The 21420-nt window shown below is 48.5% G+C and carries 16 protein-coding genes, 1 tRNA gene and 1 other RNA gene; 2 read left to right on the top strand and 16 right to left on the bottom strand.

Translation table 11 applies throughout. The features are described from left to right. Window positions 1-60: 60 nt before the first annotated feature. From AC3FZD_RS16180 to AC3FZD_RS16165, 4 genes are all read right to left on the bottom strand, one after another. Window positions 61-3843 (bottom strand): hydantoinase B/oxoprolinase family protein, encoded by a 3783-nt coding sequence (locus tag AC3FZD_RS16180; protein WP_488737020.1) that lies wholly within the window; start codon window positions 3841-3843, stop codon window positions 61-63. A gap of 73 nt (window positions 3844-3916) precedes the next feature. Continuing rightward, a tRNA-Phe gene (locus tag AC3FZD_RS16175) sits at window positions 3917-3989 on the bottom strand. 100 nt (window positions 3990-4089) lie between these two features. Beyond that, window positions 4090-4482 carry a PPC domain-containing protein gene (locus tag AC3FZD_RS16170; protein WP_488740362.1) on the bottom strand — a complete coding sequence of 131 codons (393 nt, stop codon included), beginning with the start codon at window positions 4480-4482 and terminating at the stop codon, window positions 4090-4092. Between the two features lie 129 nt (window positions 4483-4611). Then, window positions 4612-6441, bottom strand: a complete 1830-nt coding sequence (locus AC3FZD_RS16165; RefSeq protein ID WP_488737019.1) for a protein kinase domain-containing protein — start codon at window positions 6439-6441, stop codon at window positions 4612-4614. Window positions 6442-6622: 181 nt separating this feature from the next. Here AC3FZD_RS16165 and AC3FZD_RS16160 point away from each other — a divergent pair, with 181 nt between their 5' ends. Further along, entirely contained in the window at window positions 6623-7192 is a 570-nt protein-coding gene (locus tag AC3FZD_RS16160; protein ID WP_488737018.1) for a Uma2 family endonuclease, read from the top strand. A gap of 26 nt (window positions 7193-7218) precedes the next feature. On the opposite strand, the gene AC3FZD_RS16155 is transcribed toward AC3FZD_RS16160, so the two are convergent. The 5 genes from AC3FZD_RS16155 to AC3FZD_RS16135 form a co-directional block, all read right to left on the bottom strand. Next, the gene (locus AC3FZD_RS16155) at window positions 7219-8562 is read right to left on the bottom strand and encodes a hypothetical protein (protein WP_488737017.1); all 1344 of its coding nucleotides are present in this window, start codon (window positions 8560-8562) and stop codon (window positions 7219-7221) included. Then, window positions 8529-8975, bottom strand: a complete 447-nt coding sequence (locus AC3FZD_RS16150) for a hypothetical protein (RefSeq protein ID WP_488737016.1) — start codon at window positions 8973-8975, stop codon at window positions 8529-8531. Before AC3FZD_RS16150 ends, AC3FZD_RS16155 begins: the two co-directional genes overlap by 34 nt. A gap of 125 nt (window positions 8976-9100) precedes the next feature. Next, entirely contained in the window at window positions 9101-12268 is a 3168-nt protein-coding gene (locus AC3FZD_RS16145) for a CHAT domain-containing protein (protein WP_488737015.1), read from the bottom strand. A gap of 324 nt (window positions 12269-12592) precedes the next feature. Then, an RNA gene (rnpB, locus tag AC3FZD_RS16140) (RNase P RNA component class A) lies at window positions 12593-12973 on the bottom strand. 32 nt (window positions 12974-13005) lie between these two features. Next, complete coding sequence (locus tag AC3FZD_RS16135; RefSeq protein ID WP_488737014.1) at window positions 13006-13251, bottom strand: hypothetical protein; 246 nt, start codon at window positions 13249-13251, stop codon at window positions 13006-13008. Between the two features lie 151 nt (window positions 13252-13402). Here AC3FZD_RS16135 and AC3FZD_RS16130 point away from each other — a divergent pair, with 151 nt between their 5' ends. After that, window positions 13403-15409 (top strand): FAD-dependent monooxygenase family protein, encoded by a 2007-nt coding sequence (locus AC3FZD_RS16130; RefSeq protein WP_488737013.1) that lies wholly within the window; start codon window positions 13403-13405, stop codon window positions 15407-15409. 56 nt (window positions 15410-15465) lie between these two features. On the opposite strand, the gene AC3FZD_RS16125 is transcribed toward AC3FZD_RS16130, so the two are convergent. The 7 genes from AC3FZD_RS16125 to AC3FZD_RS16095 form a co-directional block, all read right to left on the bottom strand. Continuing rightward, window positions 15466-17487 carry a ribonuclease catalytic domain-containing protein gene (locus AC3FZD_RS16125; RefSeq protein WP_488737012.1) on the bottom strand — a complete coding sequence of 674 codons (2022 nt, stop codon included), beginning with the start codon at window positions 17485-17487 and terminating at the stop codon, window positions 15466-15468. Window positions 17488-17629: 142 nt separating this feature from the next. Continuing rightward, entirely contained in the window at window positions 17630-17848 is a 219-nt protein-coding gene (gene rpsR / locus AC3FZD_RS16120; RefSeq protein ID WP_283756022.1) for a 30S ribosomal protein S18, read from the bottom strand. A gap of 69 nt (window positions 17849-17917) precedes the next feature. Then, window positions 17918-18112 carry a 50S ribosomal protein L33 gene (gene rpmG / locus AC3FZD_RS16115; RefSeq protein WP_488737011.1) on the bottom strand — a complete coding sequence of 65 codons (195 nt, stop codon included), beginning with the start codon at window positions 18110-18112 and terminating at the stop codon, window positions 17918-17920. A gap of 47 nt (window positions 18113-18159) precedes the next feature. After that, complete coding sequence (locus AC3FZD_RS16110; protein WP_488737010.1) at window positions 18160-18684, bottom strand: RDD family protein; 525 nt, start codon at window positions 18682-18684, stop codon at window positions 18160-18162. Between the two features lie 70 nt (window positions 18685-18754). Then, window positions 18755-19228 (bottom strand): response regulator, encoded by a 474-nt coding sequence (locus tag AC3FZD_RS16105; protein ID WP_488737009.1) that lies wholly within the window; start codon window positions 19226-19228, stop codon window positions 18755-18757. 80 nt (window positions 19229-19308) lie between these two features. After that, on the bottom strand, window positions 19309-19950 hold the full coding sequence (locus AC3FZD_RS16100) for a pentapeptide repeat-containing protein (protein WP_488737008.1): 642 nt from the start codon (window positions 19948-19950) through the stop codon (window positions 19309-19311). A 14-nt stretch (window positions 19951-19964) separates the two neighbouring features. After that, window positions 19965-21329, bottom strand: a complete 1365-nt coding sequence (locus AC3FZD_RS16095; RefSeq protein ID WP_488737007.1) for a DICT sensory domain-containing protein — start codon at window positions 21327-21329, stop codon at window positions 19965-19967. Window positions 21330-21420: the final 91 nt, after the last annotated feature.

Here is a 21420-nt window from a genome sequence, read left to right as displayed (position 1 = left end):
AACAATTTGGGTAATGGGTTATTTCTCCCCATCCCCCCATCTCCCCATCCCCCCATCTCCCTATTCCCCCATTCCCCTATTCCCCCATCCTCCCCCTCCTGGGGTTTCAATAGTAATTTTTTCCCCTGCATCTAACTCTACGGTAGCGGTGCTGTCGAGTTCTTCCCTGTAACCATTTTTGCGCTCAATCCAGTTACGCCCAACGGCTCCTGGTTCTCCACCCGCGAGACCAAACGGCGGAATTTGGCGATGGTTAGAAAGAATACCTGCTGTCATCGGCTCTAAGAATTGGATGCGGCGAATGATGCCATTACCGCCGCAAAATTGCCCTTTGCCGCCACTTTGGGGACGGATGGCAAATTCTTCCAAACGGACGGGAAAGCGGTGTTCTAGGACTTCTGGATCGGTAAGCCTTGAATTGGTCATGTGGGTATGCACCGCATCTGTGCCGTGGAAGGTGGGGCCAGCGCCTGAACCGCCGCCAATGGTTTCGTAGTATTGATAATCGGGGTTGCCGAAGGTAAAGTTATTCATGGTTCCCTGGGAAGCGGCGAGGATGCCTAATGCGCCATAGAGGGTATCAACGATCGCCTGGGAAGTCTCTACATTACCTGCAACGACGGCAGCCGGATATTGGGGGTTGAGCATGGAGCCTTCTGGAATGATGATATTCAGGGGTTTCAAGCAACCAGCATTGAGGGGAATGGGGTCGTTAACGAAGGTGCGGAAGACGTATAATACGGCAGCCTGACAGACAGCAGTGGGGGCATTAAAGTTATTTTGGAGTTGGGCAGATGTGCCGGTAAAATCTAGGGTTGCCGTTCTCCCTTGCTGGTTGACGGTTATAGTAACATGGATAACTGCACCATGATCGAATTCATAAGTGAATTCACCGTTGGATAATTGGGCGATCGCCTCTCGCACGGCCTGTTCTGCATTATCTTGCACATATCCCATATAGGCTTGTACGGTGTCGAGACCATACTGATTGACCATTTTGATCAATTCCTGAACACCCTGATTATTAGCAGCAATTTGTGCTTGCAGATCGGCTAAATTTTGCTGATACTTGCGAGCGGGATAGGGGGGTGCTAATAACCGATCAATGAGCAAATCTCCTTGAAACTTACCCTCGGTAACCAACAGGAAATTATCGAATAAAATCCCCTCTTCCATAATCGTTTGACTATGGGGAGGCATGGAGCCGGGGGTAATGCCTCCGAGGTCGGCATGATGTCCCCTTGAAGCGACATAAAAGGAGGCTTTTCTGGGATTTTGAGGTAAAAAGACGGGCGTAATTACGGTTATATCAGGTAAATGAGTTCCGCCATTATAGGGATTATTAGACAGATAAACATCTCCGGGTTTAATCTCATTTCCTTTATCCTGAATTAAGGCTTTTACGCTTTCGCTCATGGAGCCTAAATGAACGGGGATATGGGGTGCGTTGGCGACTAAGTTTCCTTCGGGATCGAATAGGGCGCAGGAGAAGTCTAAACGCTCCTTAATATTGACAGAAACTGCCGTATTTTGGAGGGTTACGCCCATTTGTTCAGCGATCGCCCCAAATAGGTTATTGAAAATCTCCAACAGCACCGGATCTTGTTTCACAATTCCCGTAGGGGCGGGTTTATGAGGATCTGGGTGGGGAAGCGAAGATATAGGTAAACCCGCCCTTACATCTCCTGCATCGATCGCGTTTAAAACTAAATGTTGACGGGGATGAACTTGGGCTTGCCAACCGCTTTCAATCACATTGGTTCCGGTGGGTTCAATAATCAATGCTGGGCCGATAATGTTATGTCCCGGTTGCAATTTTTGGCGGTCATAAACCGGCACATATTGCCAACCTATTGCTGTAGGGGCGGGTTCAGGGATATCTTGGTGGGGAAGTGAAGATATTGGTGAACCCGCCCCTACGGGATTTTGTCGGGAACAATAAACGGGAACTCGCGCCATTTCTGGAGGAAAACTTTCGGTAGCTGGCTCTTGGATCTCCGGTTCAGGATGGGTCATGGTTTGTACAATTTCCACTGAAACCATATCCACGACTAAGGATTTTTGGGTTAAGGTAAATCCATAGCGCTGCTGATGTTGATGCTCAAAGTCTTGTTTGAGACTTTCTAGGGAAGGAGCGGAAAAATCGACTAATAAGGGGCTATCGCTGCCTTGATATTTTAGATGTAGTTTAGCGATAATTTTTTCCCGATCGCAGAGTTGTTTAGATTGGTCTGCTTGCGCTTCTTTGACTAACTGGGGAATTACCCGGTCTTGCAATTGTACGATTAAATCCTCGGTTAATTCTTCCTCTAGGGTTTTTTCGCGCATGATGCGAATATCGGCCAATCCCATGCCATAGGCTGAGAGTACCCCAGCGTAGGGATGAATGACAATTTGCCGGATGCCTAATGTATCGGCGAGTTGACAGGCATGTTGACCTCCTGCACCGCCAAAGCAGCAGAGGGTATAATGAGAGACATTATAACCCCGTTGTAGGGAGATTTTTTTGATGGCATTGGCCATATTTTCAATGGCGATCGCAATAAAACCGTTGGCTACCTGTTCTGGGCTGCGTATATCTCCGGTCTTTTTCTGTATCTTCTGAGCCAATTTTTGGAACTGGACGCGCACCTGTTCCCCATCTAGGGGCAGGTCTCCCTGGGGGCCAAACACGGCGGGGAAAAAGCGCGGATTGAGTTTACCTAGCAGTACATTACAGTCAGTAATGGTTAAAGGGCCGCCCCGGCGATAGCAGGCGGGGCCGGGGTTTGCACCGGCTGAGTCGGGGCCGACTCGGGTGCGGGAGCCATCGAAGAATACGATGGAACTGCCCCCAGCCGCGACTGTATGAATGGCCATCATGGGCGATCGCACTCTTACTCCGGCAATTTCGGTATCAAATTGTCGCTCATATTCTCCGTTATAATGAGCTACATCGGTAGATGTGCCGCCCATATCAAAGGTAATAATTTTCTCAAACCCGGCTTGAGCGCTGGTTTTCACGGCTCCGACAATGCCTCCGGCTGGCCCCGATAGGATGCTATCCTTACCTTGGAAGCGATCGGCATCCACCAACCCGCCATTGGACTGCATGAACATCAGATTCACGGAATTTTCCGAACTGTAGGGGTGGGTTTGAAACCCACCCCTACATTGATTGACATAGCGTCGGAGGATGGGGGAAAGATAAGCATCTACGACGGTGGTATCCCCGCGACTGACGAGTTTGATCAGGGGGCTGACTTGGTGGGAAACGGAGATCTGAGTAAAGCCAATCTTTTCAGCCAGTTGCGCCACTTGCTGCTCATGGTGGGGATAGCGATAGCCATGCAAAAGGGCGATCGCACAACTGCGAATGCCGAGATCGTAAACAGCTTGCAGTTGGGGCGCAAGAGCATTTAGGTTAACCGGTTGCAATTCTTGCCCCTTAGCACTGACACGCTCTTGGACTTCAATGACTACTTCATAGAGCAATTCTGGCAGTTGAATGTGTTGAGCAAATAGATCGGGGCGGTTTTGATAGCCAATACGCAAAGCATCCCGAAAGCCTTGGGTGATTAACAAAACGGTGCGATCGCCTTTTCGCTCTAGTAAAGCATTTGTCGCTACCGTTGTTCCCATTTTCACCACTGCAATTTCTTGACTGGGAATAGGTTCATCTGCTCCCACCCCTAACAGATCCCGGATGCCTTGAATGGCAGCATCTGTATAGCGTTCTGGATTTTCCGAGAGCAATTTATGTACCACCGTTTGGCCGTCGGGACGCAGGGCAACCAGATCGGTAAAGGTTCCGCCGCGATCGATCCAAATGTGCCAACGGCGATCGGTAGAAGAAGGGGACATAGGCCAATTAACCATTAACCACTAATAGGGGTTAAAACGATTTTATATTGATTTTATATTAACTTTGTGATGATGCCAGGAGGCGGACTTGAACCGCCGACACGAGGATTTTCAGTCCTCTGCTCTACCAACTGAGCTATCCCGGCTTATTTTCAATGCTTAACTAATGTAACACTCAAACTTTTGGGTTGTCAATCCCCTCAAGAGGGAATTTTCAGGGAAAGGCGATCGCCTTTCCCCTCTTAGTTAAATTGGGCGTAAGCGAGTTAACTTCAAATTAAACTCTCCCCCTGCCGTTTCCCCAAAGGCACGCACCCGCACAACATAGTTACCGGGCTTGGTAATCCGGGCAAAAAGCAAGGAGTTGGTACTGCCATCGGGGCCATCATCATTTTCAGCCACTGTAGTCCCATCATTGGCCAGCAGAGTAACAATGGTATCAAACTGATCGGAATAGAGGTCAATGACGACATTATCGCCCTCATTCAACTGAACGATATAATCCCGCGCAAACCCTCCTTGACCCGTAGGAATATCCTTTTGAGAGAGGGTATCAGTAATTTCGTTGCTCGTAGGTAATGGCTTGGGATTATAAATATCTGATTGGGCCTGAGCTGCGGTCTGAAGACCGATCGCCATTAACAAGCTAAATACAAAACGAATACCGCTACCTGAAGTAGCTAAAGAGTTAAGCATGAAACATCAAGTCAACTGATGGAATTTCTCTCCATATCTTAAACCAAGCTTTCCGCTAATCGCCAGTATTCTCTAGGTTTCAATATTAGCACGACGAGCAACTGCACACCGGGGAGCAATCCACCAAGGGCCGCCCCCATTCCCTCGCAGATCGCACTGTTCGATGGGCCCTGCACCATTAGAAGCCACATGAATGCCTTGTTTTTGGTTGCCATATAACCGGCATTGTTTCAAACTTAAATTACTCTCTTTTTTAATTTGCACCCCTCGGCCGCCATTTTGGAAAATCTCACAGAAGGAGGCACTACCGTGACCTTGTTCAGAAACCAGAATTCCCTCCTGACTCATGCCAGAAATCTGACAATGTTCTAAATTCGCTTCCCCGTGGCAATCGATTTTAATACCGATAGTCTGGCCGGAAATCTGACAAAATTCTAGGCTAGAGCGGCTATGTTGGCTGATCCAAACCCCATATTGGGGGTCTCCAGTGATTTCACATCGGCGCAGGGTGACATGGGTGTTTTTGCCTTGAATGTAAATATTGGCTAATCCGGTGGACTGAATGATACATTCTTCCAGGGTAAGGTTACCGTTGGTGATCGAGATAGCGTAGGGACTATGGAGACGTTGACCAATGAAGCGACCGAGGGAGTCGGCCCGGTGAATTTGCGTCCAGTTGCGGTACTGAAAGGTTATACCCCGAATCAGGGTGCGATCGCCTGCCATTCGTAGACAAGGGGCCAGTTGACTCTCAATAATAATATCTTCCTTATTCCCTTCACCGATAATTTGCAACGGTTTATCGATCCGTAGACTTTCCGCATAAAAACCCGCACGGACTTTAATGATGGTATAGGGAAGAGCATTTTTAATCGCCTCATTCAGGGTGCGATAATTCGCCGCCCCCAGTTTAGCCACCACTAGGGGCGGTGCGTCTAGGAATTCGGCATCCTCTTCTGGGGGTTGGGAAAGGGTGGGACGGTTATAGGGACTGCTGTTGAGGTCTTTAAGGGCGGATTGGGCAGATGGATAGCGATCGCCGATCGCCACCTGAGTCAATTTATCCAACACTCCCCCCAAGTTTTCACTGATAGGCTTGCCCTGTAATTGGGCTTCCCGCCATAACCAGCGCCCCTGACTGGGATCGTAGAGGCGATCGGGTTCCATTCCCGTCAATAAACATAAACAGGTGACCCCTAAACTATACAAGTCGCTGGCTGGATAGGTTTTACCAGTCAGCATTTGTTCCAAGGGCGCATAGCCTTGTGTGCCAATGCCTACCGTTCCCGTTTGCGCGATTAGGGTTTGTGCCAGTTGCTTAGAAATGCCAAAATCAATCAAGACAAAGCCTTCTGGAGCTGATTCTAGTCCCTGTCTGAGCATCAAGTTAGCCGGTTTAATATCCCGATGGATAATTTGCTGATTATGAATAAATTGCAGTACGGGTAGGAGTCCTTGGAGTAAGTTGCGAATTTGGGACTCTGTAAATGGCCCCTTTTCCTGCAAACATTGGGCTAAATTTTGTCCAGGGATAAACTCTTGCACTAAGTAGCGTTGGTTCTGTTCTTGGAAAAAGTCCCATAAACTGGGGATTTGCGGATGGGTATCCAGATGGGTGAGTCGTTCGGCTTCCTGTTCAAATAGGGCGATCGCCTTTTGATAAAGCTCAGGATTTCCTTTCACCTCCGGCAGAGGAACCAAGTGTTTAATCGCACATTTGGCATCCCCCCGTTCCCGGTCTAGAGCTAAGTAGGTGCGAGCGCATCCACTGGTATTGGAGATGAGCTGAATTACCTGATAGCGCCCGTTCAGCAACCCCAGAGCTGACCCACAATTGAGACAAAATTGGGTTTGGGGCGGATTTTGGGGTTGGGAACACTCCGGGTTGAGACAGTAGCTCATGGATTCAATTCAAAATTCAAAGGATGTTTTTGTATTGTACCTGTAGGGGCAGGTTCACCCATATCGAGGAATCCTAGAGGTAACTTTTGTAAACCTGCCCCTTTGGTAAGATGGGGGCGATCGGTTAAACTAGGAACAGACGCGAGTTTAAGACAGAGTAAGCTAGGAACGAGTGGGAATTATGGTTGCGCTCTCTAAATCCTATTTTATCAGTCCAGAAGACTATCTGGAGATCGAAGAGAAGAATGCCATCAGACATGAATATATTGATGGTCAAATGTATGCCATGACAGGCGGCACAGATAGCCATAATGTGATTGGCTTAAATTTAGTGTTTTTGATTCGGAATCATTTACGCGGAAAGGATTGTCAGGTCTATTGTGTCGATGTAAAATTGCGTTTAGAGAAACGAAATCGGTTTTATTATCCCGATTTGATGGTGACTTGCGATCCGAGAGATCGAGAAACTCCGGTCTATAAGCGATTTCCTAAGTTAATTGTAGAAGTATTATCTCCCGGTACGGAAGCCTTCGATCGCGGGGATAAATTTAATGATTATCAAACCTTGGAGACGTTGGAAGAATATGTGCTAGTGAACGCGAAACAGCAGCGAGTAGATATTTTCCGGCGTAGTGGCGAACAGCATTGGTCTTTTCAATCCTATACTCCAGATTCGGGAACGTTTGCGCTACAGAGTTTGGGGTTAGAGGTGTCTTTTGAGCAATTGTACGAAGATGCAGGAATTAATTAACAATTAACAATTAACAATGAACATCGCTATTTCTTCCGTTCCGATCTGACAAACCAAGCGACTCCAATGGCGACTAAAGCGCCTATAGATATACTCAATCCGAGAGCGTGCCAAGAAGATAAACCGGGTGGCTCTGGATCTCTGACTTGAGTAGAGGCGATCGCCGCAGTGACGCTGGCGAAAGCGATACCCGTACCGAAGACTTGAATGGTTTCGTTCAGTTGGCGATCGCTCTGGGTTTGCTCTAAGTTAATCATCCCTTCTAGCGATCGCATCAAATTATCCGTCATCGGCAGAACCGGCGCTAAACTCTCATAATCCGCTTTAATTTGTTCCAGATAAGTATCCTCAATCCATTCCCGAATTTGTGGCGATGAATTCAGTTCAAACTGTCGCCAGATTTTCCCATGGTTATGGGCATTCACCGTTATCGTATGTTTTTGGTCTTGAATATCCTTCAACCCTATAGCATAAGTCGAGGAAAATTGCAAGCTCTTTTTCAAATTTTCCCGCATAGCGTTCAGATGTTTAGGATCTTCCCCTTGCACATTTTCCATCAAACTTTTCAGCTTGCCATATTGATCATGCAACCGCTTAATTTGTCGCTGATGTCGCCAATACGAACACATCATTTTATTATGGAAACACAACAACTTTAGAAAAGTTTTATAATTCTGTTGCATCACTTCCTGATGGGCTTCAATTGAGCCAGAATCATCAAATAAAACCAGCACCAGATGATGATAATCTTGCTGGAATTCCCGCCAATTTTGTTGCCAATTTTGCGGAAATCTCAGCACCTCATAAATATCTGCACCCTGCCAATGTCCCAGATAGCGGGGTTTAGCCGTCCAATTAGAATCCGGGCTTAACTTTTCCCAGCAAGCTTCAGCCACCGATTTTGTATCTGTATCTGTCGGCACTTGCGCCCATAATAGCCAAGACTCGCCTATCGTGCCATAGCAGTTTTCCGATTGACGGATATCCTCTCCATGGGCAAGTTGTTTGAGAATTTTATCTCTCAGTTTAGGCAGTTCATCGTAATCTTGGGGCGAATAATCCGGAATCTCCCCTTTTTTATCGACTGAACAATTCACCAACAAGCCATAAGTATCTCGCAATTGCACAGGCTGAGAAAAGCCATCAAGCGGTAACTCAAATGGCAGGGGATTGAACCAAGCAAAATCTTGATTCACCTTCTCCTGGCTTGCCTGTATTTCTACCTCTTTTTCTATCTCTAACTTCGGGTAAACTTTGCGCCAAAAACCCAAGCGATTCTCACGAAGTTGGGCTTCATCGCTTCCTAATCCATGAAGTAAATCATAGAGAAATAAATTTAGCGTCGGGTAAATAAGTTGCGTTTTATCCATGACCATAGATTACCGGGGAAGCCAGTCATCGTCAAGGTTGCTGTGGCAGCAGCAATCATATCCTCAGCTTCAGATATTGTTTTTAAATCCTTCTCTAAATCTGTATTCTCTTTATTCTCGAACTGAGTAATATAATTAACCAGCAGCGAATTACAAGAATCATCCGCCTTTCCTTGAATCGGCAACGCACCTTTTGCCCGTTGGCTGGCTTGACTTTGCAACCATTTACGCGCTTGGGAATAGATATTGTTGAGCGGCTCTTGAGTGCCAAACTTATGCAGAGTGCCAAAATTTAAGGGCTGAACGTCAGTAATCTCTTTCAGTTCAGTTTGCAGCTTTGGGGACAGGGGCGCTTTTTGCTGTGCCAATGCCACAATTACAGCAATAGCCGTGATACGTTCACTATCATTCATAGCGGTTCGGGCGAAACATTGTACTATTGTAGCGCTCTGTGCTAGTCATCGTCTTGATTGGTATTGAGACAGGGTTAGGTACACGCACAACCTGTCTAGAACACCTGTATCTGTAGGGGTGGGTTTCAAACTCGCCCAGAAATGGTAAACGCTGCCCAATAATAGGGATGGGAATAGGGACAATCTTCTGGGGATTTTGCCTCTCGCTGCTGCAACTCTGTCTGTAACATCGGTCTAATCGTGCCCTCATCAGAAGGTAGATCAGCAAGAATACGATCGTACCATTGCCACAACTTATCATAGGTAACCTGTTTAAACCACCGTTGAACCTGATTCAACAGCACAACATCCGATAAATGGGAAAGGCTTTGGCGCTGTTCGTAAAAGCGCATCATGAACAGAGCGCTGGCTTGTGATTCTACCGTCCAGAGGGTAGAGACAACATGGGAAACTCCTTGAGCGAGAAAGGCACTACTGATACCCACATAATCATTTTTAAAGGCTTCTCTACTGGTAATTCCGGTTTCGCAGGCGCAAAGACAGGCGAGTTCATAGGTGCTGAGGTTCAGTTGGCTGAGGGTTTGCACCGTCAGGCGTTCCTTTTGGCTCAGGTAGAGGGCGGAGCGTTGGGGGTTTTGGTCGTTGTAGGAAGCATGACCGGTAAAGTGGAAGAGAGCAGCCTTGCTGGTTTTCAGGCAGTTGGTGACAGCTTCTAACGTAGCGGTATTACCGGCCAACGTCTGAGCCGAGGAGACACAGCGAGTAATGTATGCTGATTCGACATCGGCATGGGCAAGGGGAGGTAAGCGCGTGCCGTCTTCACTGGTGCTGTCGGGATTTTGGATATTGAGGAGGGTGGGGCCCTCTCCCCCAACCCCCTCTCCCACGGGAGAGGGGACTTTTTTGTCCTCTTCCACGGGAGAGGGGGCTTTTTTGTCCTCTCCCACGGGAGAGGGGGCTTGTTGGATGCCGACTTGGGCGCTGGGGAGGGTGGTGAGGGTGAAGGTTTCGGGGAAGAGAGCGTGCAGGGGAAGGCGGTGTAAGTCCAGGTGAGGGATGAGGATGAGGTGGTTTAGGTTGTTGGGCAGATGGGAACAGAGGGTGGAAATATCCAGCCGTTCTTTGAGTTGTTCGAGTTGTTGGGGGAGGGTATTGCGCCAGTCGCTCTCGGTGCTGGTTTTGGCTTTCCGGTGTTCCTCGTAGGTGGTGTCCCAGGTGTGGAGCCAGCGTTTTAGGGATTCGACTTTGCGGGTGAAGGGGATGGGTTCAGGTGCGCCGGGGAGGACGAGGAACGTGGTGAGGTTGAGGTCGCTGAGATGCCAAGAAATGAGGGCAGTGGTGGGGTTGAGGAGGTTTTGTTGGATCTCGTCATAACTGGGACTGAGGATATGTTGCTTTTGCCGGTCTAAGATCCAGGTGAGATAGAGGTTTTTTTGTTCTTCGGCAGCGCGGAAGGCTTCTAGGGGTAGGTTGTCTTCGAGGAGGACATCGACCTGTATCTGGGCGAAGTAGATGAATTTGACAGCGAGTTGGCGTTTTTGTTGGGAAGATTTATGGGGGTCGTTGAGGAGTTGACTCCAAAAGTCTAAGCCTTTACTGCGCCATTGTTTCACTTCGTATTCATTGTGGAGAGCGTTGTAGACTCGGATTAGGTCTTGGATGAGTTCGAGGTAGTAGCCCTCTCCCCCAACCCCCTCTCCCACGGGAGAGGGGGCTTTTTTGTCCTCTCCCACGGGAGAGGGGGCTTTTTTGTCCTCTCCCGTGGGAGAGGGGACTTTTTTGTCCTCTCCCACGGGAGAGGGGACTTTTTTGTTCTCTCCCACGGGAGAGGGGGCTTTTTTGTCCTCTGTCAGGGGAGAGGGGGCTTTTTGTGGGGGACTGAGGGTTTGCAGGGCTTGGTGGTAGTGCTTGAGGGCTTCCTGGAAGTCGGAGCCTCCTGCGTCGTAACTGTAGAGGCTTTTGCGTCCTCGGTAATAGTAGGCGCGACCGATGCAATGGTGCAAGAGTCCCCAACCTTGGGGGTTTTTTTCTTGGGTACAGAAGATTAAGCCTACCTCGTAGCTGGCGAGTGCGCCCTCAAAACCCCGTTGGTTGAGTTGGGGATATTGGAGGGTGAGGGTAGAAAGTTGTAGAGGAGCAGAATAGGAAGCGCTTCCTGCGGCTATTCCTCGGTTTAGCCAAGCTTTATGGTAGTCCGGTTTTATCCCCACTGCCCGGTCGAAGGAGGCGATCGCCTCTTCTGTTCTGCCTAACTCACGCAGCGCATTCCCCCGGTTGATCCAAGCTTCATGCAAGTCCTGTTTAATCTCCAGTGCCCGGTCGTAGGAGGCGATCGCCTCTTCAGTTCTGCCTAAGTCACCCAGCGCCACCCCCCGGTTGCTCCAAGCTTCATGCAAGTCCGGTTTTATCTCCAGTGCCCGGTCGAAGGAGGCGATCGCCTCTTCTGTTCTGCCTAACTCACGCAGCGCCAGCCCTCGGTTGTTCCAAGCTTGATGGAAGTCCGGTTTAATCTCCACTGCCCGGTCGTAGGAGGCGATCGCCTCTTCTGTTCTGCCTAACTTAGACAGTGCCACCCCCCGGTTGTACCAAGCGTAATGGTAGTCCGGTTTAATCTCCACTGCCCGGTCGTAGGAGGCGATCGCCTCTTCTGTTCTGCCTAAGTCACGCAGCGCCAGCCCCCGGTTGAACCAAGCTTCATGCTTGTCCTGTTTAATCTCCACTGCCCGGTCGTAGGAGGCGATCGCCTCTTCTGTTCTGCCTAACTCACCCAGCGCCAGCCCCCGGTTGTTCCAAGCTTGATGGAAGTCCGGTTTAATCTCCACTGCCCGGTCGTAGGAGGCGATCGCACCTAAAAAATCACCTTGCATGTACTGAGCATTACCCCGCTCAAACCATACCTCTGCCTCGCCTTTCTCTTCTTCCTCCACCACCAGCAACTCCCGCGCCAAACGTGCCGCGACTGGCGAGAGATCCCCCCATGCCAAATTCCCCAGTTTCTGCAACCGTCTCCCCAGTTCCCGGTGCTGTTCTGGGTTCTGCCCCACGCGCTGGGCAAACCCCCGCAACCAGGCGATCAGGGTCGCTTCTTTGATATTTTTCCCCATCAAGAAGCTTTTACCGTTGCCCCTTGTCCACCCTTGATCGACTCCCTCCAACAGTTCCATGAATACGGCTTCGCATTGGGCATTATCCGGCGGAGGAGGGGGCGGTGGCGCGGCGGTTGGTGGGGGTTGGCGTTTTTTGCCGAACCACCGGTTAAAGAGTCGTTTTAGCCAGTTCCAGAGACGAAGCATTAGGGGAATGGGGGAGTGGGGGAGTGGGGGAATGGGGTTTATTTTACAGCGTTATTACAAGTTAAGTCATCACCCATCACCGATCGCTCATTGTTACAGCAGTTTTCGCTGCTATGCGGTACATTTCGATCCCCCTAAATCCCCCTTAAAAAGGGGGACTTTTACTGCCCCCCTTTTTAAGGGGGGGTTGGGGGGATCTTTTCCGACTGTACCTCATTACCGCGCGAAGCGCTGTAATTGTTAATTGTTAATTGTTAATTGTTCATTGTTAATTGTTAATTGTTCATTGTTCATTGTTCATTGTTAATTGTTCATTAAAAAAAGGGGGAAAAGTAAGTCGTAAGCCGGATTCTGTTCTCCAAGATCTGCCATGAGATCTTGGGGGGAGTTATCTATCTGGGATAGGGGTTACCCCATACCTCTAGCGGTTTACACTGCTGGAACGGGTAAAAGACCAACCTTAGTTCCATCTGCCTTGCTCCCAACCGGGGTTTACCGAGCCAGTACCTCTCGATACTGCTGGTGCGCTCTTACCACACCTTTGCACCCTTACCTGTGTGCTGAATGCACCATCGGCGGTATGTTTCTGTGGCACTCTCCTCACGATCGCTCGCACTGGGCGTTACCCAGCAGGTTTGGTCTTTCGGGAGTCCGGACTTTCCTCAGATCGAGTTCTCCCGATCTGCAACTCCCTCCCTTACTTTTCCCTACTTATTAGTGTATCTAAATTAGGGGATCTAATCTGATGTCCCTAGTCCTAAATGCCAGGCATGGGCCATCACATGACTTAACCAATTCCGACCACAGGCATCTAATAATCCATCATCGGCTAATATTTCTTGGGTCAGATCTTCTAAGGATTGCCCCTGGGAGCGAGAAATCTTAATCACTCCGGCGATCGCTGCTGCCACTAACTCCTCATCTACAGGCTTGTGGCGCAAGGCTATGATATCTTGAGAATGCTCTGGAATCGGGTAGTTCATTGTTATCTGAATCCGCCTTACGTCTATTGAAGGGATTATGAGAATAATGTAAACTTTTGTAACATTGTTTTAATCATGTAACCGCGATAATAACATACTTTTTGATTTTGTCAAGTCTATTTTTGTATATTTAAGTTATCCTTCAGAATTCATGGAAGAACTCCTCTATTTAGAAATCCCCCAACCCGATACATCTGCTGTGCGGACTTGGTTACAGCAGCATTACGACCCCCCCATCGGCCAGAAGTTCCTCACCCCAGAAGGTCTCAGGCTCCACTTTGAGCAACGAGATCCCCTGTCGCTCTTCGTTTGGTCAGTCCAGCGCACCACCTACCTAAAACTTTTTCGCTGGTCAAACACTCCCATCCCCCAAGAGAAGAGAGTGATTAATCACCTAAAAAGCCAACTTCAGCAACAGTTCCCCCATGAGTACCCAGAACCCCCAGAAATCGACCTTTCCCAAGCGTCTATTTTTGAAGCCTTAGCCCCCTATTATCCGCAAACCGTGCATTATTTCCAAAAAATGCCTCAAGGAGAATATGACCTAAAACGGGTGTATTGGTGGGAAAAACGATGGCGAGAAAATGTGCGAAATCCCCAAATTCCTACCCCAGTTATTCGGCCATTAGAAACCCCTTTATCAGAGCCGAATAGTTATGATTTAATTTATGTAGGCGGTGCATTAGGTGCTATCCATGCCGCAGTGATGGCAGCGCGGGGCTATCGGGTATTATTGATCGAGCGTTTGTCCTATGGTCGGATGAATCGGGAATGGAATATTTCTAGGGATGAATTCGCTCGGTTAATTGAGTTAAACTTGTTTACAGAAGAAGAGTTTGCAGGATTGATTGCTAGAGAATATAGAGATGGATTTAATAAGTTTTTTGATAGCAATAATCCAGAGCATCTCAGAGCCAAAGTTTTGCATACGCCCAAGGTTTTGAATATTGCGATCGCCTCCGATAAGCTCTTGCAAAGTTGCGGAGAAAAACTGCTCAGGGCTGGCGGTGAAATTCGCGATGAAACAGAATTTCAATATGTAGAAGTAGCCGACAATGGCGTGAGGCTAACTTTAAAGCATTTGGGAACCGGGGAAACGTCGCAAGTGCAAGGCCGTCTGCTGATTGATGCCATGGGAACAGCTTCTCCCATTGCCTGGCAATTGAATGGAAATCGGGCATTTGATAGTGTCTGTCCCACCGTAGGTGCGGTGATTGATGGCGGGTTTGAGCCGGGGGTTTGGGATGCAGATTATGGGGATGTTTTGAATAGCCACGGGGATGTTTCGAGGGGAAGACAACTTATTTGGGAATTGTTCCCTGGGGCGGGTCAAGAGTTAACCTTTTATCTGTTCCACTATCATCAAGTGCATCCCGATAATCCCGGATCTTTACTAGAAATGTATGAGGACTTTTTTACGATTTTGCCAGAGTATCGACGGTGCGATCTGGATCAATTGGTCTGGAAAAAGCCGACGTTTGGCTATATTCCAGGACATTTTAGTTTAGGAAATAGCGATCGCATTATAGCCAGCGATCGGATATTGGCCATTGGCGATGCCGCCTCCCTCCAGTCTCCCCTCGTCTTCACCGGGTTTGGCTCTTTGGTGCGAAATCTACCCCGGTTAACGGCTCTGCTCGATGCAGCTCTAAAATACGATCTCCTCACCAGCAAGCATCTAGCCGCCATTCGCGCCTATCAAGATAATACTGCCGTTACCTGGCTCTTTTCTAAGGGAATGATGGTTCCCACCCATCGCCATATTCAACCCCAGCTCATTAACGCCATGCTGAATACCTTTTTCGGCTTATTGGCGGATGAATCCCCAGAAGTGGCCGATACCTTTATCAAAGATCGCACCACTTGGCTATTATTTAATCGATTAGCCTTAAAAGCAGCCGTAAAAAATCCTGCCTTAATCCTCTGGATCTGGGAGTTAGCAGGGCCCAAAGATCTGCTGCGCTGGCTATCGACCTATGGTAGTTTTACGACTAAGGCGTTCATTCATGCCCTATTGCGTCCCTGGTTTCCAGGGTTTAGTCAATGGTGTAGAGGATGGATGGGCGATCGCTATCCGGGATTATGGTTAAAGATCTTAAGCTTAAACTATAGTCTCTCCGGCAATTGGGGACAGGCGATCAATCTTGAGTCCCATTAATGGGAATCGGGAATATCCGTAGGGGTGGGTTTGAAACCCACCCCTATAGAAATGTCTCACTCTCCTACGGCGGCTGGTTCTAGGACATGCTGAAAATGCACCACATCTTCCCTAGGATCGACATAGGTCACTTTAAGCTCGATATAATCTCCCGGAGCCACTGGGTTCGTAAAGCGAATGGCCATTTCTAGACCCAGTTCTTCTAACAGAACGAGGGCTAGATTGTCATTTTCCCGTAACCAGCGCAGCACTAAGCCTTGCCAGACTTGCTCGGAATGGCGACGCAGGAATTCTAGTCCCCAATAGCGGTTGGTTTGGCGCTCGACCCAGTTGGCTTCTTGGGTGGTTGGCATTACAGCAACCATGAGTTCTTGCAGTTTGGCTTCTGAAAAGGGTAGGGGATCTCCGCGTAGATGGGCTTTGAGTTGGAAGTGGGTGAGTAAGTCCATGTAGCGGCGAATGGGGGAAGTGACTTGTGTATAAAAGTCGAGTCCCAGACTGGCATGACGGGCGGGGGTGATGCTCATTTCGCTACGGGGCATACACCGACGGAGAGCGCAGGATAGCACCGGGCCGGGGGGCAGTTGCATCAGTTCTTCGGCGGGGGGAAGTTCCGGCTGGGGCTGGGAACGGAAGGGGAAGGGGAGTTGATGGGTACAGCCATAGCGTCCGGTGACTTCTCCGGCAAGGATCATCATTTCCGCCACCAGTTGCCGGGACATGGCATCTTCGAGGAGGGTGATGGTTACTTCATCGTCTTTAACTTTGATGGAGGCTTCTGGCATGGAGATGTTAATCGCACCTTGGGCGGTGCGCCAGGTTTGCCGGAGTTTGGCGAGTTGGGCGAGGGTGGCGATTTCGGGTTCGGCAGGAACGCCGAGATGGAGCATTTCTTCTACATCATCGTAGGTGAGGCGGTAGGTGGGTTTAATCCGGCTGGCGTGGATGGTGTAGTCGGCGATCGCCCCTTCTGTGTCTAAAATTACGCCAAAGCTAAGGGCGCAGCATTCTTTCCCTTGAATCAGGCTCATGGGCCCGGTGGCCAATTCTGAGGGAAACATGGAGATCATGCCAGTGGGGGTATAGATGGTGGTTCCTCTGCGTCTGGCTTCCAGGTCTAGCTCATCTCCAGGGGTGAGCCAGCGTGTGGGGTCGGCGATGTGTATCCAGACGCGAATTTGCTCGTTGTCGAGGTATTCGATGCTCAGTCCGTCATCAATTTCCTTGGTGCTTTCATCATCAATCGTATAGACCTTGAGATGAGTGAGGTCTAGGCGGTTGGAGTCCGGGTCATCCGGGGGATTGTGAAGACAACCTTGGGCCACTTCGAGTACCTTGATTGAGAATTGAGTTGGAATTTGACTCCGGCGCAGAAATAGGTTTTCATGGGGACTCCATAGCCCCAAGGCCACTAAGAGTTCAAAACAAGCTTGGGGGGTATCGGGACGATTGAGAGCGGTTAGGGTTTCCCCCACGATCGCCAAAGGTTTGAATCCTTCGGTACTATTACCATGGATAGCATATTTTTCGATTGCCTCTAGACGAGTGCGATCGCTATTGCTCCACTCTACCCTTACTCCCGATAAAGCACAATTGATACGATCGAGGAAATCAATCGCTTCTTGTTGCCGTTGTTGTTGTACTTCTTTTTGATGCTGAATTTCCGCGACTAAACTACTAGGACGGGGTTCATAGCGATCGCCTTTCTGCTTAAAGTAAATCTTATCTTCGACCAATAAGCAATGGGCAGCATAGCACAGGGGAGGACTTTGATCGCTATAGATCAATTGGGCCAGGTCTTCGGGGGTTACCGCTTCCCCCGCTTCGACCAACAGTTCCCAGGCCACTTCTAAATTGGATGGGTCAAGATAGGGGTTTACTTCTTTGAGGAACTGGGGAATATCCGACGGGGTATAGGTTTCTCCCACTACTTCATAGGTGATTTGCTGGCGCTTAATCGTATGAGGATGAGCGCCTTCATCTATCACCACCCAATTTTTCTTTCCTTCTGGGCGGTCGGCTACTGCCAGTCGCCGTTCCCCGTTGAGTCTAAATTCGATTAGCCTTCCCTTCTCCACAGCACTATCCTAGGCATTGATTCACAACATCACAGCCTTAATTTACCAGTCTTTGGCTTCTTTGACTTCCCTAAAGGGATTTCGAGCTGTCTGACGGATTCCTCTTGGATGTGCTGACTTTTACCCATCCCCATTGAGGGGTTTAACCTTCTTGGTTCACAAAGGGCAATAGAGCAATAAGACGCGCCCGTTTGATGGCTGCGGTTAGGGCCCGTTGTTGCTTACAAGTGAGACCCGTTATACGGCGGGGGAGAATCTTGCCTCTTTCCGTGATGTATTTACGGAGTAAATCCACATCTTTGTAATCAATTTGTTCTTTGGGTTGAATGGGGGAAACCCGTTTTCTGTAGTAATTTGACATAGTGTTGATCTCAGTTGATGTTTAGGGGACAATTGGATTCATTCCAGGTACTCGGCGAGCAACGGGAGATTATTTAATTTCCTTGTGGACAGTATGGGCATTACAGTGGGGGCAGAACTTTTTCAGTTCTAATCGGGCCGTGGTGTTACGGCGATTCTTTCGGGTTGTATACCGAGAGACCCCTGGCGATCGCTTGGCAGGGTTGCTGCGACACTCTGTACATTCTAGGGTGACAACAATGCGGACACCTTTATTCTTAGCCATAGCTTTACGGGCACTAAAAGTTTTTAGAGTTAATTAAACACAATTTACTATTGTCTCATACGTCTTTGAAATTGTGCAACTATCTGTTTAAGTTTCAAATCCAAGGAATAACCGCGACGACTTTGAATCATGACTGTGCCTGCGATTTGGTCATGAAAGGCTTGTCGCCAGTTAGTTTCGGCAAAGGCCAAGCCACAATCGCCCCCTAGGGGTAGAATCAAAAGCAGTGACCAGGCATTGGCCGGATTAAGGGCGTTGAATCCCGCTAGAGCTAACATCGATCCGAGTCCTAACATGGCTTCCCGTTTCAAGAGGTCAGAAAAGAGGGGAGTGCGTCCAGTGGAGTCTACCACCCGCAGATCGAAGGCGTAGCGTCCGAGACTTTGGCCCTTATTTTTCAGCACAATAAAAATCCGAGCGGTAAACCAAGCGAACACAAAGACGGGCAAAAATAGGCTTGTACCGGCGATCGCACAAAGGAGCCAGATCGTACTTAAATCAATCGCAAAGGCGGCTGTCCGTCGTGATAGAGGCGCTCTGGGGAAATAGTGATCGGGGTTAGCACTGAACATGAGGAATCAATCCAATTAAATCAGTACACCCCATTCTAAAACTCCCCCTCCTCAATCTCAAGTTTTCTGCTCATGTGAACTCATGACTTTGGTAATCCAATAAAGCCTGTTCTAGGATGCTAATTTTCTGTTCTAGATACTGATGCTGCGATCGCCGGATCAGATGCACCTTTAACCGTACCATGACTTCCCTGGTATTAAAGGGTTTGGTAATATAGTCAACTGCTCCGAGTTCAAAGGCTTTTATTTTCTCAGCAACCTGAGCGATTGCCGTAATAAAAATGATGGGAATCCCTTGGGTTTGGGGATTCTTCTGAAGTTTTTCACACACTTCATAGCCATTGAGTCCTGGCATCATCACATCTAAAAGTACCAAATCAGGTAGCATGGCTTGTGCCATTTCCAGAGCCTCAAGACCATTGACTGCTGCTTCTACTTGATAACCATCATCGAGCAAAAGTTCAATCAGCAGGCGCATATTAGTGGCATTATCTTCAACCACAAGAATCGTATACTGGGATGGCTCAAATTGAATTGCTTGCATAGAACTTTTAACTGACAATGCGATGACCCTTTCAATGGAAGAATAACTAGAGGCGATCGCATCAACCCCCCTGGATAACCCTATTCCGAACTCTGGCTTGTGCCCACTAAACAGGCTCCTTGCCAATTCACCCCAGTTAAATTTGCACCCTCTAATTCAGCACAAAGTAAATGGGCCTCTTTTAAGTTCGCACCAAGCAAATTCGCACCGCGTAAATCCGCTTCTTCTAAATTCGCTTGATTTAAACTAGCCCCTTGGAGATCGGCATAACTTAAATCAACACCTTTAAGATTAGCATTATTCAAATTGGCTCCTCGCAAATCGCTACCTCGTAAATCTGCACCTTGTAAATTAACCCCCATCAGATTCGCACCACTGAGAAAAGCTCCTGCTAAGGAAGCTTGAGTTAAAGTAGCACTCATCAGATTAGCCCCTCTGAGGTTACTGCCTCGTAAATCTGCTTGGGTTAAATCCGCTTGCATCAAGTTCGATCCGAGTAAGTTACTCCGCAGATCTGCTCCAATCAGTTGAGCTGCCATTAGATTAGCTCCGTCGAGTCTGGCTCCTTTGAGGGTAGCATAGGAAAGAATCGTTCCCACCAGGTTAGCTCCGGCTAAATTAGCTTGGGAAAGTTCGGCCTCTGTTAAGTCTTCATCTTCTAAATTGACTCCTGGAAGCTGTTTCAGACGACCCGCACGAAGGGCTACAAGATCTAAATCCATGGTATTGCTTAGGGTTATGAGTAGGTTGAGTTTAGGGAAGCCAGGGGGGTGTGATGTTCGTCGAGTAACCAGATCCCTGACGCAATTTTAGGGGGCAGGCTGGAGAGTTGCAAGCCTTGTTGCATTCCCCGCACTAATAAGGTTAGGGTTTCTACTAATTTGGGGTCAAATTGAGTTCCGGCTAGGGATTGGCAATATTCTAGGGCACTCATTGCCTCTGGGGACTTCCGATCCTGGAGTTGCTCTTCAAAGGTGGCGATCAGACTCAGAATTCGGGATTCAATAGGGATTTGATCGTAGGCTAGTCCTTCGGGCTTGCCGGAACCATCCCAATGTTCCTTTTGATGAATAATGATATGGGCGATCGCCTGAAGTTGCGGCATCACCCGCAAAATTGAAGGCTTGGGTAACTCTGACGCTTTCTCCTGAAGTTCTTGTTGCCGTTTAGTTTGGTAAGGATCGAGGGCTTCAGGCATCCCTTGTAAGCTAGGCAGTCGATGTAACAAAGCCGCTAATCGTAAGCGTTTCACTTGCCACACGGGTAAGTCGAGCAGTTGCCCCATCACTTCTGCTAGAGCTGCCACTTCTGTTGTTGAATAGGGACTGCACAAATCTGCTTGATCGGTGACTTGCGCCATTCGCAACAAGGCTTGCACTTTATTCGATCGCAGGTTATCCGTCAGGTCTTGAAACTGATATAAGGGGGAATCCTGGGTATAGGGATTGAGTTGGTTTTGACTATTTTGCAGATAGTCTACAACGGAAGAGACAACGGTATTGAGCAAATTGGCATTTGGGGGTTGAGGGGTGAGGCTATGGAGGCGATCGCCCAGCTTTTGGGCTAACTTCGGATCGTAGCCTTGGAGATGATCCGCCACTAACGCCACCGTTTCCTGGACTAAATTGGGTTCAAATGTCCAAAAACCGTAAAATTTACGTTCGCAGTCATTTTCTGGCCATCCTTTTGCCCCATAATCAGCAGCCGATAATTCCTGGCATAAAACCATGGCTGTATAATGGGTGGATAGAATAATCAGATGCCATTCCTGGCAAACCGGATCGTGACTCTCTAAACCCACTAATTCCACATTGGCAAACTGACTCGCTGGATGTTGAGTAAATCCACTCTCTCCACTGGCTAAAATAACCACCTCTGAGGACTTCTGGGCTAATTCCCGGTAGCGATCCGCTTCTTGCTCATACCATTTCCCCTGCTGAAAGGCTGCAATCAGCAAGGGTCGATCCTCACATTGGAGAATAAAATCTTCTAAGGCATGACAGAGGGCAACCAGAGTATTTTTGTAATAGACCCCAAAGTTCAGGGGTTGGGTCTTTTGGTGCGCCGTATGCAGTTTTTGCAGGATTGAACCAGTTAACATTGTTTTATCTTATCAGTTGCTTATGAAATACTCATCTTTAAGGCTTGCATTACATTGTAAAACCTGGCTTTAAGAAAAACCAGGTTAGGGA

The sequence above is a fragment of the Roseofilum sp. KMC-1 genome (assembly GCF_057802075.1).
The sequence above is the reverse complement of the archived record's forward strand: the minus strand, read 5'-3'. Positions and strand labels throughout refer to the sequence as shown.